Source organism: Pseudarthrobacter sp. YAF2 (assembly GCF_052113345.1).
GTDB lineage: Bacteria > Actinomycetota > Actinomycetes > Actinomycetales > Micrococcaceae > Arthrobacter.
In genome coordinates this window covers 24,909-47,969 of the sequence record NZ_JBFRDA010000013.1, presented here as the reverse complement: position 1 = coordinate 47,969, position 23,061 = coordinate 24,909, and the positions used below count along the sequence as shown (strand labels likewise).

Annotated in this window: 22 protein-coding genes; 9 read left to right on the top strand and 13 right to left on the bottom strand. The window is 65.7% G+C overall.

The window, feature by feature from the left end; all coding sequences use genetic code 11:
* Positions 1-56: 56 nt before the first annotated feature.
* Positions 57-1,544 (top strand): cation:dicarboxylate symporter family transporter, encoded by a 1,488-nt coding sequence (locus tag AB4Y79_RS14040; RefSeq protein ID WP_441862894.1) that lies wholly within the window; start codon positions 57-59, stop codon positions 1,542-1,544.
* Between the two features lie 71 nt (positions 1,545-1,615).
* Here the strand turns inward: AB4Y79_RS14040 and AB4Y79_RS14035 are convergent, their stop codons facing one another.
* Entirely contained in the window at positions 1,616-2,485 is an 870-nt protein-coding gene (locus AB4Y79_RS14035) for a hypothetical protein (protein WP_441862892.1), read from the bottom strand.
* Between the two features lie 144 nt (positions 2,486-2,629).
* Between AB4Y79_RS14035 and AB4Y79_RS14030 the strand changes: the two genes are divergently transcribed.
* Positions 2,630-3,382, top strand: a complete 753-nt coding sequence (locus AB4Y79_RS14030; protein ID WP_441862889.1) for a GntR family transcriptional regulator — start codon at positions 2,630-2,632, stop codon at positions 3,380-3,382.
* Positions 3,383-3,388: 6 nt separating this feature from the next.
* Here the strand turns inward: AB4Y79_RS14030 and AB4Y79_RS14025 are convergent, their stop codons facing one another.
* Both AB4Y79_RS14025 and AB4Y79_RS14020 read right to left on the bottom strand, forming a co-directional pair.
* A complete protein-coding gene (locus tag AB4Y79_RS14025; protein WP_441862886.1) occupies positions 3,389-3,847 on the bottom strand; it encodes a PTS sugar transporter subunit IIA in 459 nt (152 codons plus the stop codon).
* On the bottom strand, positions 3,847-4,077 hold the full coding sequence (locus tag AB4Y79_RS14020; protein ID WP_441862883.1) for a glucose PTS transporter subunit EIIB: 231 nt from the start codon (positions 4,075-4,077) through the stop codon (positions 3,847-3,849). The genes AB4Y79_RS14025 and AB4Y79_RS14020 overlap by 1 nt, the downstream gene beginning before the upstream one ends.
* Positions 4,078-4,309: 232 nt before the next feature.
* Between AB4Y79_RS14020 and AB4Y79_RS14015 the strand changes: the two genes are divergently transcribed.
* The 4 genes from AB4Y79_RS14015 to AB4Y79_RS14000 are packed head-to-tail and all read left to right on the top strand — an operon-like array spanning position 4,310 to position 8,377.
* Positions 4,310-5,560, top strand: coding sequence for a PTS transporter subunit EIIC (locus tag AB4Y79_RS14015; protein WP_441862881.1), 1,251 nt, complete (start codon positions 4,310-4,312; stop codon positions 5,558-5,560).
* Between the two features lie 43 nt (positions 5,561-5,603).
* Positions 5,604-6,383: a glucosamine-6-phosphate deaminase gene (nagB, locus tag AB4Y79_RS14010; RefSeq protein WP_441862878.1), complete on the top strand. Its 780-nt coding sequence runs from the start codon at positions 5,604-5,606 to the stop codon at positions 6,381-6,383.
* A complete protein-coding gene (locus AB4Y79_RS14005; protein ID WP_441862876.1) occupies positions 6,368-7,174 on the top strand; it encodes a copper homeostasis protein CutC in 807 nt (268 codons plus the stop codon). Before nagB ends, AB4Y79_RS14005 begins: the two co-directional genes overlap by 16 nt.
* Positions 7,175-7,177: 3 nt before the next feature.
* The gene (locus tag AB4Y79_RS14000) at positions 7,178-8,377 is read left to right on the top strand and encodes an N-acetylglucosamine-6-phosphate deacetylase (RefSeq protein WP_441863230.1); all 1,200 of its coding nucleotides are present in this window, start codon (positions 7,178-7,180) and stop codon (positions 8,375-8,377) included.
* A gap of 91 nt (positions 8,378-8,468) precedes the next feature.
* Here AB4Y79_RS14000 and AB4Y79_RS13995 read toward each other — a convergent pair whose 3' ends face one another.
* The 5 genes from AB4Y79_RS13995 to AB4Y79_RS13975 form a co-directional block, all read right to left on the bottom strand.
* Positions 8,469-8,816: a hypothetical protein gene (locus tag AB4Y79_RS13995; RefSeq protein ID WP_308929680.1), complete on the bottom strand. Its 348-nt coding sequence runs from the start codon at positions 8,814-8,816 to the stop codon at positions 8,469-8,471.
* A 215-nt stretch (positions 8,817-9,031) separates the two neighbouring features.
* Positions 9,032-9,859, bottom strand: a complete 828-nt coding sequence (locus AB4Y79_RS13990; RefSeq protein ID WP_441862871.1) for an MBL fold metallo-hydrolase — start codon at positions 9,857-9,859, stop codon at positions 9,032-9,034.
* 149 nt (positions 9,860-10,008) lie between these two features.
* Complete coding sequence (locus AB4Y79_RS13985) at positions 10,009-10,884, bottom strand: Rieske 2Fe-2S domain-containing protein (RefSeq protein ID WP_441862868.1); 876 nt, start codon at positions 10,882-10,884, stop codon at positions 10,009-10,011.
* A 115-nt stretch (positions 10,885-10,999) separates the two neighbouring features.
* The gene (locus tag AB4Y79_RS13980; protein WP_441862865.1) at positions 11,000-11,299 is read right to left on the bottom strand and encodes a putative quinol monooxygenase; all 300 of its coding nucleotides are present in this window, start codon (positions 11,297-11,299) and stop codon (positions 11,000-11,002) included.
* Positions 11,300-11,473: 174 nt separating this feature from the next.
* Positions 11,474-12,859, bottom strand: a complete 1,386-nt coding sequence (locus AB4Y79_RS13975; protein ID WP_441862862.1) for a cation:dicarboxylate symporter family transporter — start codon at positions 12,857-12,859, stop codon at positions 11,474-11,476.
* 274 nt (positions 12,860-13,133) lie between these two features.
* Between AB4Y79_RS13975 and AB4Y79_RS13970 the strand changes: the two genes are divergently transcribed.
* The gene (locus tag AB4Y79_RS13970; RefSeq protein WP_441862859.1) at positions 13,134-14,186 is read left to right on the top strand and encodes a hypothetical protein; all 1,053 of its coding nucleotides are present in this window, start codon (positions 13,134-13,136) and stop codon (positions 14,184-14,186) included.
* Positions 14,187-14,198: 12 nt separating this feature from the next.
* Here AB4Y79_RS13970 and AB4Y79_RS13965 read toward each other — a convergent pair whose 3' ends face one another.
* On the bottom strand, positions 14,199-15,227 hold the full coding sequence (locus tag AB4Y79_RS13965) for an Lrp/AsnC family transcriptional regulator (protein WP_441862856.1): 1,029 nt from the start codon (positions 15,225-15,227) through the stop codon (positions 14,199-14,201).
* Positions 15,228-15,357: 130 nt separating this feature from the next.
* On the opposite strand from AB4Y79_RS13965, the gene AB4Y79_RS13960 reads away from it, so the two are divergent.
* Together AB4Y79_RS13960 and AB4Y79_RS13955 are read left to right on the top strand one after the other, a co-directional pair.
* On the top strand, positions 15,358-16,584 hold the full coding sequence (locus AB4Y79_RS13960) for a M20 metallopeptidase family protein (RefSeq protein ID WP_441862854.1): 1,227 nt from the start codon (positions 15,358-15,360) through the stop codon (positions 16,582-16,584).
* A 55-nt stretch (positions 16,585-16,639) separates the two neighbouring features.
* On the top strand, positions 16,640-17,929 hold the full coding sequence (locus tag AB4Y79_RS13955) for an MFS transporter (protein ID WP_308929674.1): 1,290 nt from the start codon (positions 16,640-16,642) through the stop codon (positions 17,927-17,929).
* A 71-nt stretch (positions 17,930-18,000) separates the two neighbouring features.
* Here the strand turns inward: AB4Y79_RS13955 and AB4Y79_RS13950 are convergent, their stop codons facing one another.
* From AB4Y79_RS13950 to AB4Y79_RS13935, 4 genes are read right to left on the bottom strand one after another with little or no spacing between them, the layout of a single operon-like run.
* The gene (locus AB4Y79_RS13950) at positions 18,001-19,368 is read right to left on the bottom strand and encodes a NosD domain-containing protein (RefSeq protein ID WP_441862852.1); all 1,368 of its coding nucleotides are present in this window, start codon (positions 19,366-19,368) and stop codon (positions 18,001-18,003) included.
* Between the two features lie 20 nt (positions 19,369-19,388).
* Positions 19,389-20,336 carry a carbohydrate kinase family protein gene (locus tag AB4Y79_RS13945; RefSeq protein WP_441862850.1) on the bottom strand — a complete coding sequence of 316 codons (948 nt, stop codon included), beginning with the start codon at positions 20,334-20,336 and terminating at the stop codon, positions 19,389-19,391.
* Between the two features lie 44 nt (positions 20,337-20,380).
* Positions 20,381-21,946: a glycoside hydrolase family 32 protein gene (locus AB4Y79_RS13940; RefSeq protein ID WP_441862848.1), complete on the bottom strand. Its 1,566-nt coding sequence runs from the start codon at positions 21,944-21,946 to the stop codon at positions 20,381-20,383.
* A 39-nt stretch (positions 21,947-21,985) separates the two neighbouring features.
* Positions 21,986-23,029, bottom strand: coding sequence for a LacI family DNA-binding transcriptional regulator (locus AB4Y79_RS13935; protein ID WP_441862846.1), 1,044 nt, complete (start codon positions 23,027-23,029; stop codon positions 21,986-21,988).
* Positions 23,030-23,061 lie beyond the last annotated feature (32 nt).

The following is a 23,061-nucleotide window of genomic DNA, read 5'->3' as shown; positions in this document are numbered from 1 at the left end:
TTACTTTGGAAATGAGCCCCGGAAACGGGCTGTTCCCAATCGATAGGCAAAGGTCAATGAAGATCCCTAACCCTGAGGCACTGAAGGCGAGTTCGGTGCCCGCGAAGAGGAAGCCGCTGTACAAGTCGCTCTTCTTCCAGATTCTGATCGCCGTCGTGGCAGGTGTCCTCATCGGGCATTTCTGGCCGGACCTCGGATCCCAACTGAGGCCGCTCGGAGATGGCTTCATCAAACTCATCAAGATGATCATCGCGCCGCTGATCTTCCTGGTGATCGTCACCGGAATTTCGGCCGTAGGCGACGTCAAGGCAGTCGGAAGGGTTGGCGTCAAGGCCCTGCTGTACTTCACCGGGGCAACATTGTTCGCCCTCGTCTTCGGGTTGATCGTCGGCAACATCGTCCAGCCGGGCTCCGGCCTGAATATTGATCCGGCCACCCTTTCCCAGGCAGACCTGGACGCCAAGACCGGTTCCGCGGCACCCAAGGACGCCGCATCCTTCATTCTCGACATCATCCCGGCCAGCGTCATCGGCGCATTCGCCAGCAACAGCCTGCTGCAGGTGCTCTTCTTCTCCGTCTTCTTCGGAGCGGCGATCGTCGTGATCGGCCGCGAGCGGTGCATGCCGGTGATCAACCTGATGGAAACGGTCCTGGAACTGATCTTCAAGATCATGGCCTGGATCATGAAGGTGGCTCCGCTTGGTGCGTTCGGTGCCATGGCGTTCATCATCGGCCAGTACGGGCTGGATACGCTGAGCACGTACGCGGTCCTGATCGCGGCCTGCTACGGCGCGGCGCTGGTCTTTATCGGCCTGCTGTTCATCGTGGCCTGGGGCTTTGCCCGCGTGCCGCTCTGGCACTTCCTCAAGTACACCCGGGAGGAATTCCTCCTGGCCCTGGGCACCGCATCCACCGAAGCGGTGATGCCCAGGATCATGACCAAACTGACCAACGCCGGATGCTCCCGCGCCACCACCGGCCTGGTGGTCCCCACCGGATACTCCTTCAACCTGGACGGCGCGGCGATCTACCTCTCGATCTCGCTGCTGTTCCTTGCCCAGGCCTTCGGCCACCACCTTGACCTCGGCCAACAACTGGCAGCCCTCGGTGTGCTGCTGCTGACCTCCAAGGGCATGGCCGGGGTTCCGGGGTCGTCATTCCTGGCCCTGTCCGCAACGGCAGCCGCACTGGGGATCTTCCCGGTGGCCGGCGTCGCACTGCTCCTCGGCGCGGACCGGCTCATGGATTCGATGCGCGTGGTGGTCAACCTGCTGGGTAACTGCGTCGCCACCTTCGTGGTGTCCAAGTGGGAAGGCCAGTTCGACCACAGCGTCATGCTGAGGGCGTTCAAGGGTGAAATCACCAACCATGACTCCGCAATCCTGCTCGGCAAGGAGGAGGATTTTGAGGGCCAGGAGCTGCAGCGCCTGACCCAAGGCCAGGATCCCTCGCCGAAGTTCCGCGGCGCACCCACCCGCAACGTGGTCACCGAGCTTCCCCTCGACACCGGCGACAGCGTCCGGCTGGGCGGCAAGGCGAAGTAAACGGGCAAAGATGAGGGTGCCGGCCGGGGCTTTAGGTCCCGGCCGGCACCCTCTTCCATGCCGTGCTGCGGCTACCGGGATGAAGTCGGGGAGGCCGACGACGTGGCGCCGCTGCCCGAGGACATGGTCGCCGAAGAGGTGGCTGAGGTAGTCGAGGACGCCGAGCTGCTCGGCGACGTGCTTGCCGAACCGGACGAGCTGGTGGAGCTGGGGCTTGACGTTGCGCCACCCTCAGCCTTCTTCAGGACGTTGTTGATGAGGCCCTCCAGTTCCTTCTGGTCCTTGTCGCCCAGGTCGGTGCCGCTCTTGGTGGCAACCACCAGCAGGCGCCCCTGGGCGGCGGAAACCTGCATCAGCTTCTGCTGGTTATCGCCGCTGCGGGAGCTGACGGTGGCGAAGGTCTTGTCAGCATCGGTCTTCGCCTGGAGTTCCTGGCTGGAGACGTCATACTTCTGCCCAAGGGCCGTCACGGAGAACTTGGCGCACTGGCCCATCTTGCCGCTGATGTCGTTCAGGGTCTTGACGGCGTCCGGACCGTCGCTGCCGGACTGGGCGGACAGCGTACGCGGCTGGTTTCCTTCAGAAAGCGCGACGGCGACATCACCGTTCTCCACCTTATCCAGCAGGCCGGCGGTTGCGATGTCCTTGCAGTCCTTGGGATCAATGGTGGCCGTGCTCATCAACAGGTTGGCAATGTTGCTGCCTTGGGCCACCTGGTCCTTGGAGTACAGCTTGAGTTCATTACCGTCGTCGTCCTTCATGCCGGAGATGAGGTTGCGCAGCTCATCCTCGGAATACACCTTGGCGTCGGCAGTCTTACTGGCAGAAGCGGATGTGCCTGCCGTGCCCGACGGGCTGGCAGTACCGCTTCCTCCTCCCGAGCAGCCGGCCAACGCCAGCATCACCGCAGCTGCAACTCCAAGCGCAGAAACTCTTCGCATCAGGTCACCCTCCAAACTAGACAGCATGCTTACTACCGGTACTTTAGAGGTTCCCACCGCCGGCAGAAAGTAACCATGGATTTGGTGTGGAATAATCCGAGGAAGTGGTCCTAACCGGACCGCTCCAGACTAAGGAGGGGCTGGATGTCCGCCACACCAGGCAGCACGGCGCAGGCGGCCAACGCGCCCATCAACAACTCGCAGGTCCCCAAGCATGAGCAACTCCGGCTCATTATCCTCAAGCTTGCCAAGGAGGAATTGGAGCCCGGCGCCCGGCTTCCCAGCGAACGGACGCTCATGGATTCGTACGGCGTCAGCCGTATCACCGTGCGCGCCGCGATCGGCCGCCTGGTCAACGAAGGGCACCTGGTGCGGGTTCCGGCCAAGGGGACGTTCGTGGCGGACTCCCCCGTCCAGTCCACGCTGCACCTTGCCTCGTTCACGCAGGAGATGGAGGCGATGGGCCACGTCCCCAGCACGGTGGTGCTGGTGGCCGAACAGGTCGCAGCCCCCGAAGACACGGCAACCGCACTCAGTCTCCCCCCGGGCGCGGAGGCATTCCACCTGAAGCGACTCCGCCTGGCGGACGGGCGGCCGGTGAGCGTGGACGACGCCTGGTACAACCCCCAGCATGCGCCCGGGCTTCTGGGCATCGACCTCACCGGGTCCGTCTACAAAGCCCTGGCTGCGCAGTTCGGCCACCAGATCGACCGGGCACGCCAAAGCGTCAGGTCCGAGGGCGCCCCGGCCGACGTCGGGGCGCTCCTCGGGACGGGAACGGGCGCGCCGGTGCTTGCGTTTGACCGAGTGTCCTATTCAGGCACCCTGGCCATCGAGCATTCGCGCTCCTGGTACCGTTCGGACCGCTATTCGCTCACCATGGAAGTGCGCCTGTAAAGCGGCTCAGCCGAGCGTAAACAGCAGTTCGCCAGCGGTTACTGTCACGGCCTCCACCAGGGTTGCGGTGTCCGGCTTGGTATCCAGTACGACGACGGGGCTCACCATTGAGTAGCCGGCGGCCAGGGCTGCGGTGGGATCCACGTGCATGACCGGCTCGCCGGCTTCGACCACGTCCCCTTGGGCGACCAGCAATTTGAAGCCTTCGCCCTTGAGCTTGACGGTGTCGATGCCCACGTGCGTCAGCACGCCCCGGCCGGACGACTCCACCACCACGAAGGCGTGCGGCAGCATCTTCACCACTTTCCCCGCAACGGGGGACACGACGTCGAACGCCACCCCGGCCGGCGGCTCCACCGCCGCACCGGAACCCACCATCTGACCAGCGAATACGGGATCCGGCACATCGGCCAACGGCACAACTGAGCCGCCGATCGGAGCATGGACCGGCAAGGACTGCGCCACTAGAGGAGGTCCTCGATGTCTTCGGCGAGCGTGTCCGCCTCGGGGCCGACAATTACCTGCACGGCGGTGCCGGCGGCCAGGACGCCGTGGGCTCCTGCCGCCTTGAGGGATGCCTCGTTGACCAGTGAGGAGTCCTTGACCTCAGTGCGCAGCCGCGTGATGCACGCTTCCACTTCCAGGATGTTGGCGGCTCCGCCCAGGCCTTCGATGATTTTTTCTGCTTTGGACATGGCTGCCCTTTCTGACGGTGCCCGCGCGGAGCACATCTTCCAACACCGGAGCCGGCGGCCCCGGTACGACCAATGATGGCTTCTTTTGCCACGGGCGGCCCGTCACGGAGGGGAAATTCCTTCCTTGACACCGGACCGTGGGATGAATCACACTGAACTGGTCATAACCAGACAGTACCGGCTGGAACCGTTTCTTCACAAGCCCCCACCCGAACCCCGCAGAGGTGCAACCATGTCAACATCCGAGACCACCGCCCTGGCGCCCGAGAAAAAGCCAAACAGGGCCTTCGCCACCCTCCAGCGGCTGGGCCGCTGCCTCATGCTCCCCATCGCAGTACTTCCCGCCGCCGGTATCCTGCTGCGCATCGGCCAGGCCGACCTGCTCGGTGCCATTCCCGGCTTCGAAGGCGGCGCGTCCGTCATCTCCGCCGCAGGCAACGCCGTCTTCACCTGGCTGCCGCTCATCTTCGCCGTCGGCATCGCCGTCGGCTGGGCCAAGAAGGCAGACGGCTCCACAGCTCTCGCAGCGGTGGTGGGCTACATGGTGATCGACGGCGTCTTCAAGGCGATGTCCCCCCTGGTCCTGGACGGGCAACTGGACCCCGCGGGGAAGCCGGCCATGATCAACTACGGCGTCCTCGCCGGAATCGTGGTGGGCCTCCTATCCGCCGGATTGTGGCAGCGGTTCTACCGCACCAAGCTGCCTGACTTCCTTGGCTTCTTCAGCGGCCGCCGCCTGGTGCCCATCCTCACGTCTGTCACCAGCCTGGTGGCCGGCGTCGTCCTGGCCCTCCTGTACCCGCTCTTCAACGCTGGCCTTTCCGCAGTGGGCCAGGCCGTGGCGGGCAACGCGGTGCTCGGCGGCGGAGTCTACGGCTTCGCCAACCGCATGCTCATCCCGGCCGGGCTCCACCACATCCTGAACTCCGGCGTCTGGTTCCTCATTGGCGACTACACCGACGCTTCCGGCCACCTGGTCCGCGGAGACCTCAACCGCTTCTTCGCCGGCGACCCCACTGCGGGCACGTTCATGACCGGGTTCTTCCCCATCATGATGTTTGGCCTGCCCGCCGCAGCCCTGGCCATCTGGCGCCACGCCAAGCCCTCACAGAAGAAGATCGTGGGCGGCATCATGCTCTCCACCGCGCTCACGGCGTTCTTCACCGGCATCACCGAACCGCTCGAGTACTCCTTCATGTTCGTCGCTTTCCCGCTCTACATCGTCCACGCAGCCCTGACCGGAACCTCCATGGCCCTGGTGAACGCGCTGGGCATCCACGACGGCTTCACGTTCTCCGCCGGCCTGATCGACTTCGTCCTCAACTTCGGCAAAGCACAGAACGCGTGGATGCTGATCCCGATCGGCCTTGGCTACGCGGCCATCTACTACTTCCTCTTCTCCTTCGTCATCAAGCGCTGGAACCTGCGCACGCCCGGCCGCGAAGACGACGAGGTGACGGTGGAAACCGAAGCCGCAAAGTAGCCCCTCCAACAACAGCAACCTCCAGCCGAAAGCATCAGACCGCATGGAAATCATCATTCTTCCCACCCCTGACGACGTGGCCCGCACGGCCGCGGATGCCATCGAGGAACAGGTCCGCCGGGGCCCGTCCGTCCTTGGACTGGCCACGGGCTCCACTCCCCTGGGCACGTACCGGGAACTCATCGAGCGGCACCGGAATGGCGGGCTGAGCTTCGCCTCGGCCCAGGCCTTCCTGCTGGACGAGTACGTGGGCCTGCCTGCGGGGCATCCGCAGTCCTACCATTCGGTCATCCGGGACGAATTCACGGCAAGCGTGGACTTCGGCGCCGGAGCGGTCCACGGGCTGGACGGCCTGGCCCGGGATCCGCAGGCGGAGGCATCCGCGTACGAGGCCAGGATTGCCGCTGCCGGAGGGCTGGATATCCAGATCCTGGGCATCGGGACGGATGGCCATGTGGGCTTCAATGAACCCATGTCCTCGCTCGCCTCCCGCACGCGGATCAAGACGCTCACCCGGCAGACCCGCCTGGACAACGCCCGCTTCTTTGACGCACCGGATGACGTGCCGGACCATGTGCTGACCCAAGGCCTGGGCACCATCCGGGAGGCCCGGCACCTGCTGCTGCTGGCAATGGGCGACGCCAAGGCAGAGGCTGTGGCGGCCGCCGTCGAAGGTCCGGTCGCGGCCATCTGCCCGGCGTCGGCCCTCCAGCTGCACCCGCACGTGTCGGTGCTGGTGGACGAGGCCGCGGCTTCACGGCTCGCCCACCGCGAGTATTACCAGGACACCTTCGGCCGGAAGCCGGCATGGCAGGGACTCTGAGCTTCAGGCGGGTGCCCGTGGCCGGAACCGTGCCGCAGCTGGAGTTGGCGGTGGAGCATGCCGACGGCGTGCGGCTGGCCGCCGCCGTGGGCGCGGCCCGCGTTGAACTGTGCGCCGCCCTGGCGGAGACAGAAGGCATCACGCCGAGCATCGGCACCATCGGGCAGGCGTGCCGCCTGGGCCTTCCCGTCCATGTCCTGGTGCGGCCGCGGCCCGGCAACTTCACTTATGCGCCGGACGAGCTGGATGTCATTGAACGCGATGCCACCGCCGCTTTGGCAGCCGGAGCTGCGGGCGTGGTGGTGGGTGTCCTGTCCCCCGACGGCAGCCCGGATATCCCGGCGATCCGCCGCATCGTGGCGGCGGCGCGGGCCGTGAAGCCGGACGCCGAAGTCACGTTCCACCGCGCGTTCGACGCAGCCTTGGCGGCCGGCGTCGACCCGGCCGAGGCGCTCTCCCGGCTGGAGCACGCAGGGGTGGACCGGGTCCTCACCAGTGGGGGCGCCCCCGACTGCGCCGCGGGCTTGGAGATGCTGGGCAGGATAGTGGAGCAGGGACGCCGGAGTGCGCCATCGGTGCAGATCATGGCAGGCGGGGGTGTCACCCTGGCGCTGGTACCGTCGCTCCTTGAAGCGGGAGTCCATGCCGTGCACACCTCGGCGCGGCCCCGGCACGGGGGCGCTGCGGGCGGCGGGGACCGGGCTGGAGCCGCGGACCACCGCCTGGCCGCCCGCATGGCTGCGGCCGTGTCCGCCGGGCCGCCGATGCTTTCGACGAACAAGGGACCTTGAATGATGGGCGATGAAGTAGTTCTTCGCGGCCGTATAGTCACCGCCTCGCTGGATATTGCGGACGGGGTGGTGGCAGCCCACGGCGGCCTGGTCACCTTCGCTGGCCCGGCGCAGGACTTCCCGGGGGTGCTTCCGCCGGAGGCACCCGCCGGCCGGGTCCTGGTGCCCGGCCTGGTGGACGTGCACTGCCACGGCGCCTACGGCTCCGATTTCTCCGAGGGCGATCCCGGCGGCGCCGAGCGGGCTGCACGCTACCTGCACAGCCGTGGAACCACCACGGTGGTGGCAAGCCTGGTCACCGGAAAGCCCGGGGACTTGGTCCGGAACCTTGGAATGTTGCGGGAGCTGGCAGGCCTGGGGCTGATTGCCGGCTCGCACCTGGAGGGTCCTTTCCTCTCGGGCCACCAGTGCGGTGCGCATGATCCCGGCCTGCTCCTCGAACCCGATCCGGATTTGGTGGCCCGCATGCTGGCCGCGGCAGGTCCAACCCTGGCGTCCATGACCCTGGCGGCCGAGCTGCCCGGGGCATTCGATCTTGCCGGCCAGCTTGCGGCCCGGGGCATCATCCCGTCCCTGGGCCACACCGCCGCGGACCATGCGACGGCGGCGGCTTTCCTGGCGCGCGCGGCGGTGGCTTTGGCCTCGGCAGGCAACTCCACCGGGAGGAACCGCCCAACGGTAACCCACCTGTTCAATGCCATGCCTCCACTGCACCACCGCTCCCCCGGTCCGGTATCTGCGAGCCTCAGTGCGGCCAAGGCCGGGCAGGCGGTGGTGGAGTTGATCGCCGATGGTGTGCATCTGGCACCGGAAACCGTGAAGTTGGTATTTGACCTCGTGGGGGCGCAGAACATCACATTGGTGACCGATTCGATGGCCGCCACCGGGCTGGAGGACGGACAGTACAGGCTGGGGTCCCTCTCCGTCACGGTTGCAGCCGGCGTAGCACGGGTTGACGCCACGGGCGCCATTGCCGGAGGCACCAGCACGTTGCTGGACGTTGTCCGCTCCTGCGTGGCTGCCGGAGTGCCTTTGCGGGATGCTGTCACCTCAGCTTCGGCCGTCCCTGCCTCCCTGCTGGGTCTCCCGGCGCAGGCGGGTGACCTGCGCGCCGGAATGCAGGCCGACGTCGTAGTCCTTGACCGGGACCTGAACCTGACGGCAGTGCTGCGAAGGGGCGAATGGGTCAGCGCACCCGGCTAAGGATTGGCCGTCGACTCCAGGATGATCGTGCCCGGACGCAGCAAGATCCGCAGATCGTCACCTGCGTCGGTTGCGGATCTATTGGCGCCGTTTAGTCCTTGTCGAGTTCCTCAAGCAGCGACTTTGCCGCCTTGGCGATGTCGTCGTGGTTGTTTTGGGCGGCTCGGCTTTCGATGGCCAGTATCGCGCACCTGTGCAGTCGGCGGAAATCCCCGAATGGGAAGCTGTATCGACCCTTCGTTTCGGGCGTCTTGTCGCTGTCCTCGCCCAGGTGCCAGGTGCCGTATTCCGCGTAGCCGTGCTTGTCAATGAACGCGTTTTCCTGCTTTGTGTCCGGGGCATGTTCGCTCCAGTCGTCGCGGGCATCGCGTGCGATTCTGGAGTCCTTGATCAGCTGACGGGCGTGACGTAGTGCTGCGTCGTTCAGCTTGATGGTCATGAGTGGGACCTCCGCCCTGTCGTAGTCTGCCTGGTCCAATAGATTTCAGACTATTCAGTCTGCTTAAGGTTCTTGTCGATCGTCAGGATGTCCTCCGTTTGAGCACGCACTTTGTACATGCACTTTGTACATGCACTGCTCACTGAGAACTTTAGACCTGAACAGCATCGTAGGAGTCGCCTCCGGAATGGCAGCGGCACTTCGATCGCCGCGCGCTAAACAGCGCCGGGCGCTCCCGCGGCGCGGCGGCGAAACGCGATCCGCTGCTTTGGCTCCTTCGCGGCCAGAGCCCGCAACCGGGGAACGACCCCAAAAGCCAAGGGCTGCCCATGGCCGGGCGCCAGCAGGCGGGGTCCCAGTTCGGCGAGCCGTGTGACGGAGTCCTTGGCCAGTTCCATGTTCCATGTGGTGTACCAGGGCGGCCCGGACAAGTCCGGCAGTCCCAGCAGGATCCCGCGGAAGGAGTTCAGGTTTACGGTCACAACAGCGTCGCCGGTGATGAGGATGCCGTCGCCGGCGTGCCAGTAGGCAACGTGCCCGGCGGTATGGCCAGGCGTGGGTACGACGACCCACCCTGCCAGGCCCGGCACTTCACCAGTGCGGGGAAGTGGCCGCACGAGGTCTGAAATATCCCCCATAGCCTCAATCCTGCGACGCGCGCGGGCCGGCAACGACCACATCAGCGGGGCTGTGATCCACCGGTCCAACGGCATGGACCGCGCTGGAACGTATCTTCCTGCCGCCATGGGCAGCTCGGCCTGGTGAGCGTACACGGGTATCCCCCACCGCCGGGCCAACGCGCCCGCGGCGCCGGAGTGGTCCGGATGGATATGGGTCAGGAAGATCGCTTCAGGTTTTACCCCGGGCCCAAGTATCCGCTCAACGGCCGTGTGCACCGGTTCCGCGCTGCCGCCCCAGCCGCAGTCGACCAGCGCCCAGGCCGGGCCGGACCGGACAAGGTAGAAGTTCGAGGCCAGAGGCCCGCTGCCGGAGGTGAGGAGCAGGAGGCCGGAGGCGATCTCCCGGGGTTCAGAAATGCGCATCGTCCAGTCACACCTCCGCGTGGCGAATCAGCGAACGCAACTCTCCAGGGACACTGCAGCGTCGCCATGGTTCCACTCCGCCGGCTCCGGCCATGAGCCCAGTCTTTCGTCGATCCAAACTGCGGAGTAGGGCCGAACGGCCTTCCCGCTCAGTCGGCACCAGGCAGGCATACCTCCACGAGTCCGTCCGTGGTGCGGGTTTCGAAAACCGGCTGGCGGGCCGTAGCAGGCCCGGCTTTGACCTCGCCGGTCCGCAGTGAAAAGGTGCTCCGGTGCCAAGGGCAGACGACGCAGGGGTCCCCGCCGTCGTCCTTGATCTTGCCCTCATGAAGCGGTCCGGAAAGGTGGCTGCAGACGTCGGACAGCACGTTGACGGTATTGCCGTCGCGGTGGACCAGCAGCGGGATCCCGGCCACGTCACGCTTGTGGAGGCCGCCTTCGGGCAGGTCCGCCAGCGGCGCCAGGGGATGCCAGCCGGAGGGGAACCGGTGCGGGATTTCCTCGCTGTGGTTCACACCGGCGGCCTGCCGGTAGGTGAGATGGCCGCCCAGGAAACCGCCGGCGCTCACCGTGGCCAGCCCCAAGTACGCCAGCACCTTTCCACTGCCTTGGCTGCCCCTCGCCCGCTGGACCAGCGAGGCAAGGTAGAGCCCTGTTGCCGTCACGTTGGCCGCCGCGTGCACCAGCCCCACCCGCTGCTGCTGCGGGTGCAGTTGTGACCAGTCGGTGAACCCGGCCAAAGCCGACGGAAGCACGCTGGCGGTTCCAACTCCGATCAGGAGCCTGGCGGCCTTCTCACCGCCGGGGACGGCATCAAGCACGCCGGCGGAAAGCCAGGCGCCGATTGGCACCTGGACGGCGAGCGGGTGGACCGGGTGGCCGATGGGGACGCCGTGCAGGGCATCGCGGGCCCAGCGGGCCGGAATGACCTTCTTCACGGCTTTCCGGACACTCTTGGCCAGGGGATCAAGCCAGTCGGCATCCTCAAGGCGGGTGACAAGTTCAAGCGCGGGCAGCGGTTTCATGTGTCCTCCTTACCCCGATTACCGTAGTCCACTCAGGCTGAAATGGTCCCCGAAAGCCGGGACTGATTTCTCATCCGGCTTTCGGGGCAGTTCAAGGAGGGCCGGCCCAACAGCCTTACTGCAGCGGCGAGCCCAACACCGTGAACCGGTGGCCGCCCATTTCCCCGGAAAGCAACGGCATGGCCTCGGCGATCGCTGCGCGCGTGCTGTCCAACTGCAGCGATGCCTGATGCGCCTCCGCGGACTCCCAGAGTTCGGAGACGAACACAGTGTCCGGTACGTCGTCGTTGATTCCTACCTCGTACAGCAGGCAGCCGGCTTCCTTCATCCCGGGTTTGGGCCGGAGCAGGATGGCCGCGAGGGCATCGCGCTGGCCGGGTTTGGTTCCGAGCATTCCTACATTGGCAAAAGTCATAGGGACAGTGTGCAGCATGGCCCGGACAATAGGCCCGGCGACGACAGCACAGGCGGAGTCGGCAGCACAGGCGGCGGGGGTGGCTGAACCCACCGGACCAACCTTCGGCGCATTGGCCACCGGCTCCACCCGCACGGCGCCCTGGTGCGTGATTTCGACGCCGGTTCCCGCCGCTTACCCTTGCGGCACCGCGGCAAGGACCGGCTGTCCTGCCTCTGCCGTCGTCGTGCCCCCGCCGGCGGGTTCCGTCGCGGCGTCCTCGCCGGCGAAAGCCCGGAGCATGGCCTCGCGATCGAACTGGCCCTCCCATTTGGCCACCACGAACGTTGCCACGCAGTTTCCCAGCAGGTTCACCACAACACGCATGGAGTCCATCAGGCGGTCGGCGCCGAGGAGGAGCGCGACGCCGGCTACCGGGAAGATGCCCAGCGCTCCGGCCGTGGCGGACAGGGCAAGGAAGGCAGAACCGGGAACTCCTGCCATGCCCTTGGAGGTCAGCATCAGGATCCCCAGGGCCGCGAGTTGCTGGCCCAGGTCGAGGTTGTAGCCGAAGGCCTGCGCCAGGAAGAGCAGGGAGATGGAGAGATAGATGGCTGCACCGTCCAGGTTGAACGAATAGCCGGTGGGAACCACCAGGCCGGTGGTGGCGCGGGAGCAGCCGGCGTTGGTCAGCTTGGTCATGATTCGCGGCAGGACAGACTCGGTGGATGCCGTGCCCAGCGCCAGGAGGAACTCCTCCCGGGTGTACTTGAGGAACTGCCACAACGGCACGCGGGGGTACACCCATGCCACGACGAACAGCAGACCGATGAACACCGCTGCGGCGCCGTAGCAGGCCGCAATCAGCACTGCGTAGGTCCCAAGGGAATCGAGGCCGTACTGGCCGATGATGAAGGCCATGGCTCCGAACGCCCCCACCGGCGCCACGCGCATCACCCAGCCCATGATCTTGAAGAACAGTTCCAGCACGGTTTCCATCAGGCTGATCACCGGCAGGCAGCGTTCACGGCCGACGACGACGATCGCCGCTCCGAAGAAGACGGCGAAACAGAGGACCTGAAGCAGGTTGTTGCTGGCGAAGGCGCCCACAACGCTGGTGGGGATGATGCCGAGCAGGAAAGCGCCGGCGTCTTTGGGCGCGGAGGTGGAGGTTTTGGCGTTGAGGGCGTCCTGGGACAGGGTGGCAGGATCGATATTGAGGCCGGCACCCGGCTGCACCAGGTTCGCTACCACCAGCCCGAAGACCAGGGCGAACAGCGTAGCGCCCGTGAAGTAGGCCAGGGCTTTGACCCCCACCCGGCCCACGGCCTTGACGTCACTCACCGCGGCGATTCCTGTGACGATCACCAGGAATATCAGTGGCGCAATGATCATCTTGATCAGCTGGATAAAGCCGTCGCCGAGCGGGCGGAATGCTGCGCCGAGGTCCGGCCAGAAGTGGCCGATCAGGACACCCGCCACTACCGCCACGAGGATCTGGACAAAAAGGGACGTGTAAAACGGCTTCCTGCGTGCGTCGCGTGCCGGCGGCCGCGGCGAGGCGGGGGCGGTGATCTTCATTCTGTGCCTGTTCGTTGGGAAGGACACCGCGCGGGGAACGGCGTCTGCTTCGGGATGCGGCGCCAAGAACGCCGCAGGGTCATCCCAAAAATAGGAAACTCATGTTTCCGGAAAGATAAATCCGTAATGCGGAACTATTAAAGTATTTATTCCAAACGCTGTATTATTGCTGCGGCTCCAGTCCACCAAGCCGGGACTGCACCGGCGAACCGGCTGCATCAGAGAAACCGGACGCATCAGCGAACCGGACGCATCAGCAAACAAAGGGAACCCAATGGAAGACCGCGCGGAGGACAAGACCGGCTCAACAACCGGCTCAACGCAGGACAGCGGGACATCCGTCACGGACCCAAGCTCCCGCCGCCCTGACCGGACCGCCCACCGGCGCGGCGGCCGGACTCCGGCAGCGGAAACCGGCCTGGCCGTCCTGCTGGGCATCGCTGCCGCACTCGTGGGGCTCACCCCGTGGCTGATCACGGGGGCCCGGCTTCCGCTGCAAAATCTGTGGGCCAACGACGCCCTTCCGCCGGACATGCCCCTCACGTTCCTGCCGCTGAGCCAATACCGGGGAACCACCATTGTGGCGTTGTTGACGGTAGGCGCATCGGTTGCGGGCCTGGCCCTCCGTGTTTGGAAACCGGCCCGCCGGGGCCTCGCTACGGCCGGCGCCCTGTGTGGCGTGCTGCTGGTCCATGTCGGCGCCACCGTCCAATCGTTCAGCGCGCTCAACGACGGATTGGCACCGGGACCCAGCTCAGCGTTGTATTTCGCCGGCCTGCTGGGCGGCACCATCGCCGCAATAGCCGCCGGCGTGCTGGCGCTGCTGATGCTCGCGGCAAGGTCCCGCGCTGCGGCCGCCCTGGGTGTCGGCTTCATGGCGGTACCGTTCGCCTCCTGGCTTGCCGCCGCCACAACGTTCGCGGCGGGCGCGGACGCCGTCCCTGCCTCGATCAGCGTGGCATGGCGCTGGCTTCCGGCTGTCCTGGTTGGCCTGGCCTTGGCGTGGTGTGGATTCAGGCCGCTCGTCCGGCTCCTGGTGTGGGCGGCCGATGTGGCGCTGCTCTGGCTGGTTCCAGCGCTGTTCACCAGCGTGAACTACGTCCTGGGCACCCGGGTCTACCTTGGCGACTTCCAGGAGATGGCCGTGTTGTCGCGCCAGATCCTGGCAGCCACCCTGGGGCCGGCCGGCGGTGCCGGACCCAGCGTCCTGGTGGCCCTGGGCATCGGGATTGCCGGGGCATTTCTCCTCAGCGTCCGGGAGAGGAAGAACCTGCGGGCGGCACATAGACGGGCAAATACAGAGGACGACGGCGGCGGCGCGGCCTAGCGCAGCGTGCCCTCACCCAGCAGTACCCACGCTCGCTTCATGCACCACGGCGCCGGTCGCCGTCGTATCTTCCCTCAGCATCCAGCCCACCCGCTTGACTGTCCGCAGCATCACCGCGCTTTCGACGATCTCGATGCCGGGCACCTTCTGCTGCAGCGCCAACTCGGCTGACATGATGTCGGCGAGCGAGTGCAGCCACATAATGATCACGAAGTTGGTGGGTCCGGTGGTCGAGGCACTAAGCCTGACGTTGCTGATGGTGCGTATCCCGGCCGCCGCAGCCTCGTGCTCGCCTGCCGGTACGTTGACGAACCACTGGCACGTCACGGGAAACGAAGAATACCGCTGGGCGATTTCACAACGGAAGGACAGGATGCCGCTTGCCAGCACCCGGTTCAGCTGGCGCTGGGTCGTGGCCGGATGGCGGCCCAGCGCGCGTGCAATGTCCGCAGCCGTGGCACGGCCGTCCCGGGCCAGGAACGGCAGGAGGTCGAGGTGGCTCTCCGGGAGCCGGCCCGTGGCCGGCGCCGGCTCGGGCCCCGCCGGCGTTCCGAGCGTCCGGAGCGCGGCCAGCTGCGAGCGGCTCAGGACGTTCAGGCGCCAGTCGTCGCCACTGCTGTGCAGGCGCGTACACAGGGCCACCTGGTACTTGGTCAGGCCCTCGATGGTCTTGAGCCTGGAGATGACCTTGTCGCTGAATTCCTCCAGCGAGCGGGTAATGACGGTCAGCATCAGGTCCCGGTTGCTGGCCGCCTCTTCCACGGTGACGATCTCCGGAACGGCTGCCAGCTGGGCCGTGACGCTTTCCCGTCGGGTCATCTCGCAATCCACGGCAACGTAGGCCAGGAGCATCTGCTTCGGGTCCCCGGCAAGGTGGGCGGTGACCCACGACGCTCCGCTTGCCGTCAGCCGCTCCCAGCGGGCCGCCAATGTGGTGGCGTGTACGCCAAGGACTTTGGCGGCGTCCGCCCAACCCAGCCGCGGAGAGGCCTGCAGGACCTGGATCAGCGCAAGATCGTCCTCACTCAGTTCTTCTGACATTCTTCTCCATTTGCGCGATTCCTGTTTCAAGACGTTGTTCTGAGCATAATTCCAGCGGTTTTGCCGAGTGTGAGTCACGCCACTCCAGAATAGTCCACAAGCCCGGATGCCAATTGCCAAGGAGTGACACGTGCCCATTACCGCTGACGCCAAGGACCTGCAGGAAGACCTCATCCGCCTGCGCCACGATCTTCACCGTAAACCGGAAATCGGGCTCCAGCTCCCCCGCACCCAGGAGAAGGTCCTCCAGGCACTGGACGGCCTCCCCTTTGAAATCACGCTGGGCAAGGACACGACGTCGGTTACCGCAGTCCTGCGCGGCGGGCACCCGGGGGCGGGGGCCGCCGGGCCGCGCCCTGCAGTCCTGCTCCGAGCCGACATGGATGGGCTGCCAGTCCAGGAGAAGACCGGCGTCGACTTCACGTCACAGGCGGACGGGGCCATGCACGCCTGCGGCCACGACCTGCACACCTCCATGCTCGTGGGAGCCGCCACACTCCTGGCCGACAAGAAGCACCTGCTCGGCGGCGACGTCGTCCTCATGTTCCAGCCCGGTGAGGAAGGGTTCGACGGCGCCAGCTACATGATCCGCGAAGGCGTCCTGGACGCCGCCGGAACCCGCGTCCAGGCAGCGTATGGAATGCACGTGTTCTCGTCGCTGGAACCGCACGGCACCTTCTGCACCAAGTCCGGCGTCATGCTCAGTGCCTCCGACGGACTGGAGGTCACGGTGCTCGGCGCCGGCGGCCACGGCTCCGCCCCGCATTCGGCGAAGGACCCGGTCACGGTCGCCGCAGAGATGGTGACGGCCCTGCAGGTGATGGTCACCCGGCAGTTCAACATGTTCGATCCCGTAGTCCTGTCTGTTGGCGTGCTGCACGCCGGCACCAAACGGAATGTCATCCCCGAATCGGCCCGCATCGAGGCGACCATCCGGACATTTTCCGAAGCGTCACGCCAGAAGATGATGAACGCCGTGCCGCGCCTGCTCAAAGGGATCGCCGCAGCGCACGGGGTGGAGGTGGCCGTCGACTACCTGCAGGAATACCCGCTCACCATCACCAATGAGGACGAAACGCACACCGCCGAAAAGGTGATCACCGAGCTGTTCGGCGAGCGCCGGCTCTCGCGCTGGGCAACCCCGCTGAGCGGTTCCGAAGACTTCTCCAGGGTGCTGGCCGAGGTGCCCGGCACCTTCGTGGGCCTCAGCGCCGTGGCCCCGGGCGGCGACCCGGCCACCTCACCGTTCAACCACTCCCCCTATGCAACGTTCGACGACGGTGTGCTGGCTGACGGGGCCGCGCTGTACGCGGAACTCGCCATGTCACGGCTGGGCGCCCTCGCCCCGGTCTCCTAGCATCCGGCACCAGCGCCGCCAACCGCCCCCAGACCAACCGACCAGGAAGAACACCATGTCCGTCGCAGTAAGCAAGCCCCAGACTGGACGCATGTCCACCGCGAAGACCATCGTCGGCACCGGCATCGGAAACGCCGTTGAGTGGTACGACTGGGCAATCTATGCCACGTTTACCCCCTTCATCGCCAGCCAGCTCTTCAGCAAGGAAGACCCGGCGTCGGCCGTGTTGTCCACCTTGGCGATCTTCGCCGTCGGCTTCGTGGCCCGGCCCTTCGGCGGGTTCCTGTTCGGCTGGATCGGCGACCGGGTGGGCCGGAAGACTTCCATGACCTTCGCCGTCGGCCTCGCCTCGGTGGGCAGCCTGATGATCGGTGTTGCGCCCACCTTCGCCAACGTTGGGGCCTTCGCGTCCCTGATGCTCCTGGTGGCCCGGCTGGTACAGGGCCTGGCGCACGGCGGCGAGCTGCCGTCGTCGCAAACTTATCTGTCCGAAATGGCACCCAAGGAACACCGCGGATTCTGGGCCACCCTGATCTACACCTCCGGTACGGTGGGCATCCTGTTCGGCACCCTGCTGGGGGCCGTCCTGAACATGGCGCTGAGCACCGAGGCGATGAACGCCTGGGGCTGGCGGGTCCCGTTCCTCATCGGCGCGGCCATGGGCCTGTACGCACTGATCATGCGGTCTCGGCTGCACGAAACCGAAGCGTTTGAGGGCGAGGCCGTCACGGCCAAGCGTGCGGCGATCTGGCCGCAGATTGTCCGCTACCGCAAGCAGGCACTCCAGGTAATCGGCCTGACCGTTGGCCTGACGGTGATCTACTACATCTGGGGCGTCGTGGCGCCAAGCTACGCCACCACCGCCCTGAAGATCGACCGCGGGGAGGCACTCTGGGCCGGCGTGATCGCCAATATCGTCTTCATCGCCGCGCTGCCGGTCTGGGGCAAGCTCTCCGACCGGATCGGCCGCAAGAAGGTCCTCTGGGCCGGTGCCATCGGCTCCGCCGTGCTGCACTTCCCCATGACGTGGCTGCTGAAGGACTCCGCATGGCAGCTGGCCGTGAGCATGTCCGTGATGTTGATTTTCGTAGCAGCGAGCGCTGCGATCGTGCCCGCGGTCTACGCCGAGCTGTTCCCGACGTCGATCCGCACCGTGGGCGTGGGCGTCCCCTACTCCATCTGCGTGGCAGTTTTCGGCGGCACCGCCCCCTACCTGCAGCAGTGGCTGGGTTCCTCGCTGGGCGCGCCACAGGTTTTCAACGTCTATGCGGTACTCCTGCTGGTGATCAGTGCGGCCTTCGTGTTCACCATCCCCGAAACGAAAGGCAAGGACCTGACGCACTAGCGTGTCCCTCGGCAGAAGGTCCCCGGCGCGAATCCTGGGGCCGGGGACCTTCTGCCGAGCAGGCTTGCTCCTTACCGGGCTGCCGGTTCCGTGGCAGTCTGGACGCCCAGTCCGGGCGTGGCCCTGATGGCGTTGGCTGCCCGGTCCGCGACCACCTGGGCTTCGGTTCCGGAGTCAAGGATCGTGTTCCGGGTGGATCCGGCATCGACCTGTACCGCCGTAACGGCGAGGCCGTTGGCAGCGCCGGTGGTCAGCAGCGCGTCCACCTGCGCCTCAAAGCAGGAGTCACTCGACGTGGCATTAACGTCGAGGGCAACCACATGGTTGCTGGAGACGAAGTTGGCGGCCCCCTCCATCAGCCGGATGATCACCGGGGTGGCGCCTTCCGGCCGGATGGTCTGCGAGTCGATGACTTCAGAAAAGTGGTTGCCGATGACCGAATTGTTGTTGCCGCTGACGCAGAGCAACCCGTGAAGGTCATCCAGCCCGTTATCGATCCCCAGGAACGGCGTCCAGGGCTCATGGTCGCGCAGGAAATGGTTGGTGGCCACGAGGTTCTCAGAACTGCCCTCCGCCAGGACCACCATCCCCGGATAGAACGAGTGCAACCGGTTGTTGCTGACGCTTGAACGCGTAACCCCCTTGAGGTGGACACTGCTCGCACCGCGCGGGAAGACGTTGTTGGCGGTAATCAGCAGTCCGCCGTGGTTCTCGGCGTAGATCGAGTGGCCCTTGAAGCCGGCGCCGATCAGGTTGTCAGTGATCTTGGAAGCCTGCCCCCAGCCGCGCAGCTCAATGCAACTGCCGCATTCCGCAATGAAGTTGTCGTGAATGGAAAGTGCGTCCGCGTTGTGGATGGTGAGTGCGTTCTCCAGGTAGACGAACCCCATGCCGTTGATACGGAACGAATCGTTCGCGCTCGCCACGTAGATGCCGGTCTTACCGTTGACGTAGGTGTTTTCCGGATGCAGCCCCGAACCATCCGGGACGAAGTGCAGCCCATCAATGCAGAAGTTGGCGAACTCCACCGAACTGATCCGGGGGCTCCCGCTTCGCTCAACCCGGAAGGCGGCTCCGGTAGCAGCCTCCGTGCCTGCGCCCGCGGGGAGGTCAACGAGGATCCGGCTCCCGCCAGGCCAGAGTTCATGAAGGTCTGGCCACTCGTTTTCGGGCACATTGAAGCGGATGCTTGAGGACGTGAAGCCGTGCCCCGAACCTTGGATTCTGAGGAAGCTGATGTCGATCAACACTTGGGTACGGAGGCGGTAGTCGCCCGGTGGGAGGTTGATCACCGCGCCGGGCTTCCCGCCGCTGTCCACCTCAGAGGTAGCCTGCCGGTCCTTGACGTCGGCGATAATGCTGTTGATGACCGCCCCGACATCATCGAACGGATCGCCGTCCTGCCACGTCGTCACATCGTAGTAATTGCTGCTGGACATAGGTTCTTCCCTTGCTGTTCTCACTGGTGCGCCGGTTGCTGTTCCGGAACGTCTGACTGCAATTCATCCAGCGTTGGCGGCTGCGCGCCCGGGCGGCGGACGGTGATGGCGGCGGCCTTGGACGCCATGCGCCCCAGCGATTCGAGCACCGACGGCGCCAGCCCATGGGCCCCGCGCATGAGGAGTCCGTAGATCAGGGCAGACATGTACGAGTCGCCTGCCCCAATGGTGTCCGCCACGGCGGACCTGACGGGAGGTATGGACACCCTTGCTCCTTCCGCTGTGAGCAGCGATCCCTCCGCCCCGGTGGTGACGGCGACGAGGCCGGCTCCAAGGTCAAGGATGTGCCTGGATACTTCGTCCGGGGACAGCCGCGGATAAAGCCACCGGGCGTCCTCGTCGCTTAGCTTAACCACATCCGTGAACGGGACGAGATCCTCGAAAAGCATTCTTGCCTCGGACTGGCTGCCGAGCAACGCAGGGCGGATGTTGGGATCGTAGGTGACCACGCAGCGTTTGTGCGATTGCTCCACAAGCTCCCTGACGACGGCCGCTCCCGGCGCCAGGAAAGTAGCGATCGAGCCGGCGTGCAGGATTTTGGGCAGCGTGGCAGGCGCCGTTCGTGGCAGGTCCCAGCGGATATCGAAGTCGTAGTGCGCCGAACCATCTGAAGCAAGGACCGCGGTGGCCGTCGCGGTCGCACCCATGGTCTTTGACCCGGGGAGAAGGCGGACACCGGCGTCCCGCAGGTGCCGTTCGATGGTGCCGGCATAGTGGTCGTCACCGATCGACGTCAGCAACGCGGTGTCCACACCCAGCCGCCCGAGTCCGTAGGCCACATTGGCGGGCGATCCGCCGGGGTGCTCCACGGTTCCTTTGGCGGAAACAACGACGTCCACGAGGGCTTCACCCACCACAATGACGTCAACGGGCTGGGTGCTGTCCTTGGCAGGCAGGATCGCGGGCATGGGTGGTCGGCCTTTCGAATGGATCTCGGTTTGATTGAACATGGTCATCGACGGGTCCAGGAGGAGAGGGTCCGCAGCGTTGCCGGCCCCCCTCGCACCGCCAGACGGTTCTCCCGGCACTCCTGATCTGGAAACACCAAATCTGTCAGGACAACCTTTCCGCCTTGGGCAAATACCTCGACCGAGCAGTGGTCAACGACTATGCGGAGATTCAGTGCCCCGTCCTCCAGGCACACCGGGACGGTTTCAACGGACGCGAACTTCTCGTGGAAGCCGGTGGATCCGGAGTTCCTGCGGTCCAGGACGAGTTCAGCGGCCGCCATGTCATAGCGGAGGAACGTTCCGCTTTCCGGATCATTGCCTCCGAACAGCCGGAACTCCAACTGGCGCGCGGCTCCCGGGACGATGTCCGCGTCAATGACCTGGGCCGTGCCGGGCACGGCGGCAGGCAGCCTGAGTTCGGTGTCCGCCATGACCAGGTCCTTGGCCAGGATGACGGGCTCATCTGCCGAAGGGCCTGCCGGCAGGACTGCCTGCTGCACCAGTCGGGCGGAGCCGTTGACCGTGGCGAGCCGCAGTTCGCGTGCCAGGGTCATTGACGACCGCCAGGGGTGGGTGGGCAGTTCGTTGGCGTAGTCCCAGTTGTTCATCCAGCCAATGATGATGCGCCGGCCGTTTGGGGCGTTGCTGAAGGAGACGGAGGCATAGCAGTCGCGTCCCCAGTCCAGCCACAGGCATTGCTGCAGTGCCGCTGCGGCGGCGGAGGCGTCCAGCGAGCTGACCCCGGCCGGCGCAGCGAGGGAACCTGCGTCCGGGACGAACCGGTCGCCGTCGAACTGTCCCACAAAGTACTGGCCGCCGGAGCCTCCCGCCACCGCGCCGGGGTTGACGTTCACGATCAGGACCCATTTGAGGTGGGCCGGGTCCCCGTCCACTGCGAGGGGAAAGAGGTCGGGGCACTCCCAGTCGCCGGCGTCGGCGTTGGCCGGGCCGAAATCGCTCAGGAAATCCCACGACTTGAGGTCATCCGAACGGTAGAGGACCACCTTCTGATGATGCGCTTCGACAGCGACCATGACCCAGTACGCGCCCTGGTCCCCTTGGTAGCGGAACACTTTGGGATCCCGGAAGTTCGCCGAATTCCTGGTGAGGACAGGGTTTCCGTCGTACTTCTGCCACGTCATGCCGGCGTCGGTGCTGTACGCGAGGGACTGGGCCTGCGTGCCGCTGTGTTCTGACGCGGCCTTGAAGGCACTGGTGTAGATGGCCACCAGGGCGGGTGACTCCGCAGTACCAAAGCCGGATGTGTTGCCGTGGTCCACCACGACGCTGCCGGAGAAAATGTCCTCGGCCTCGTCGCAGGCGATGGCAACAGGGTGTTCGGTCCAATGCAGCAGCTCGGCAGAGGTGGCGTGGCCCCAGGACATGTTGCCCCAGACGTTGCCGTACGGATTGTTCTGGAAGAAGAGGTGGTAGAGGCCGTCGTGGAACACCAGGCCGTTGGGATCGTTCAGCCAGGTGTCCCGTGCAGTGAAGTGGATGGCCGGACGGAACCTGGTGGTCGCGGCCGGAGGTGTTTCCGGACGTGCGGCATCAAGGAAGGCAGACATGTTTGGTGCGGTCCTCTGGGAAGTGGAAGGGTTGGCTGCTCAGTGGCGTGGGGCCGCGATGGAATCGCGGCGTACCAGCGGGCAGCCCAGGATGGTCGGGTGCAATGCCATGAGGGAAAGGTCCGTTTTCCCCTCGACGGCGTCAATCAGGTGTTCGGTGGCCCAAGCGCCCATCTCGTAATGGGGCAGGGCCACCGTGGTAAGGCCCGGGTGGAGATTGGCGGCGATCAGTTCCTGGTCGTCAAAGCCCACCACGGAAAGGTCCCCCGGGATGGACAGTCCCAGCTCCGCGGCGGCCCGGTAGGCGCCCATCGCCATCCGGTCGTTGTAGCAGAAGAGGCCGGTGGGGCGGTCGCCGCGTGCCAGGATCCGCAGTGCCGCCTCATAGCCGCCCTGCACCTCCGAGACTGCCGACTCCACAGGCGCCGCACCGCCGTCGAGCCCTGCCTCCGTCAAGGCCGCGCGGAATGCCTGGAGCCGCTGGCGGGTTGCGGGGACATCATCGGTGTTGTTGATGAAGCCAACCCGGGTGTGGCCTGCTTCGAGGAGCGCCTCCACGGCCGCGCGCGCCCCGCCTTCCTCGTCCGGAATCACGGCGGTGATGTTTCCGTCGGTAGCCACCGAGTCCACCAGGATGGAGGGCACGCTGCCCAGGTTGGCCGGCAGCTTGACGGTGCGGTGGTACATCGTGGCGTAGAGGATCCCGTCAACCCGGCGCTCCAGGAGGGCCTCAACATCGGCCTGCCGGGACTCAAGGCTGGCCGAGCCCGACGTATTGATGATCATGAGGTTGTACCCCCTGGCCTTCGCAGCCTCATCGGCACCGAGGATGATCCGGCCGGCATGGGGCGTGGTGGCGATGTCCTCGCTGACCAGTCCCAACATCCCGGTCCTTTGGGTGCGGAGGGCCTGGGCGAGGCGGTTGGGCCCGTAGCCCAGCTGCTCAGCGACAGACCTGACCTTATCCCTGGTTTCGGGGCTGATCCGGGCATAGGAAACCTCGTTCAGGACGTGGGAAACGGTGGTCACGGACACGCCGGCGGCAACGGCCACGTCCTTGATACCGATATTCCTGTTACTCATCTTCGTCCCACGTCCTTATGGTTGGTGATGCC

What these genes read in the sequence shown, in the direction of transcription:
- AB4Y79_RS14000 (WP_441863230.1), top strand. Translation starts at nt 7,178, where the DNA reads ATGGGCGATGAAGTAGTTCTTCGCGGCCGTATAGTCACCGCCTCGCTG.
- AB4Y79_RS13970 (WP_441862859.1), top strand. Translation starts at nt 13,134, where the DNA reads ATGGAAGACCGCGCGGAGGACAAGACCGGCTCAACAACCGGCTCAACG.
- AB4Y79_RS13945 (WP_441862850.1), bottom strand. Translation starts at nt 20,336, where the DNA reads ATGCCCGCGATCCTGCCTGCCAAGGACAGCACCCAGCCCGTTGACGTC.
- AB4Y79_RS13980 (WP_441862865.1), bottom strand. Translation starts at nt 11,299, where the DNA reads ATGACTTTTGCCAATGTAGGAATGCTCGGAACCAAACCCGGCCAGCGC.
- AB4Y79_RS13965 (WP_441862856.1), bottom strand. Translation starts at nt 15,227, where the DNA reads ATGTCAGAAGAACTGAGTGAGGACGATCTTGCGCTGATCCAGGTCCTG.
- AB4Y79_RS13940 (WP_441862848.1), bottom strand. Translation starts at nt 21,946, where the DNA reads ATGTCTGCCTTCCTTGATGCCGCACGTCCGGAAACACCTCCGGCCGCG.
- AB4Y79_RS13935 (WP_441862846.1), bottom strand. Translation starts at nt 23,029, where the DNA reads ATGAGTAACAGGAATATCGGTATCAAGGACGTGGCCGTTGCCGCCGGC.
- AB4Y79_RS14030 (WP_441862889.1), top strand. Translation starts at nt 2,630, where the DNA reads ATGTCCGCCACACCAGGCAGCACGGCGCAGGCGGCCAACGCGCCCATC.
- AB4Y79_RS13950 (WP_441862852.1), bottom strand. Translation starts at nt 19,368, where the DNA reads ATGTCCAGCAGCAATTACTACGATGTGACGACGTGGCAGGACGGCGAT.
- AB4Y79_RS14015 (WP_441862881.1), top strand. Translation starts at nt 4,310, where the DNA reads ATGTCAACATCCGAGACCACCGCCCTGGCGCCCGAGAAAAAGCCAAAC.
- AB4Y79_RS14040 (WP_441862894.1), top strand. Translation starts at nt 57, where the DNA reads ATGAAGATCCCTAACCCTGAGGCACTGAAGGCGAGTTCGGTGCCCGCG.
- AB4Y79_RS14020 (WP_441862883.1), bottom strand. Translation starts at nt 4,077, where the DNA reads ATGTCCAAAGCAGAAAAAATCATCGAAGGCCTGGGCGGAGCCGCCAAC.
- AB4Y79_RS13985 (WP_441862868.1), bottom strand. Translation starts at nt 10,884, where the DNA reads ATGAAACCGCTGCCCGCGCTTGAACTTGTCACCCGCCTTGAGGATGCC.
- AB4Y79_RS13975 (WP_441862862.1), bottom strand. Translation starts at nt 12,859, where the DNA reads ATGAAGATCACCGCCCCCGCCTCGCCGCGGCCGCCGGCACGCGACGCA.
- AB4Y79_RS14035 (WP_441862892.1), bottom strand. Translation starts at nt 2,485, where the DNA reads ATGCGAAGAGTTTCTGCGCTTGGAGTTGCAGCTGCGGTGATGCTGGCG.
- nagB (WP_441862878.1), top strand. Translation starts at nt 5,604, where the DNA reads ATGGAAATCATCATTCTTCCCACCCCTGACGACGTGGCCCGCACGGCC.
- AB4Y79_RS13990 (WP_441862871.1), bottom strand. Translation starts at nt 9,859, where the DNA reads ATGCGCATTTCTGAACCCCGGGAGATCGCCTCCGGCCTCCTGCTCCTC.
- AB4Y79_RS13955 (WP_308929674.1), top strand. Translation starts at nt 16,640, where the DNA reads ATGTCCGTCGCAGTAAGCAAGCCCCAGACTGGACGCATGTCCACCGCG.
- AB4Y79_RS13995 (WP_308929680.1), bottom strand. Translation starts at nt 8,816, where the DNA reads ATGACCATCAAGCTGAACGACGCAGCACTACGTCACGCCCGTCAGCTG.
- AB4Y79_RS14005 (WP_441862876.1), top strand. Translation starts at nt 6,368, where the DNA reads ATGGCAGGGACTCTGAGCTTCAGGCGGGTGCCCGTGGCCGGAACCGTG.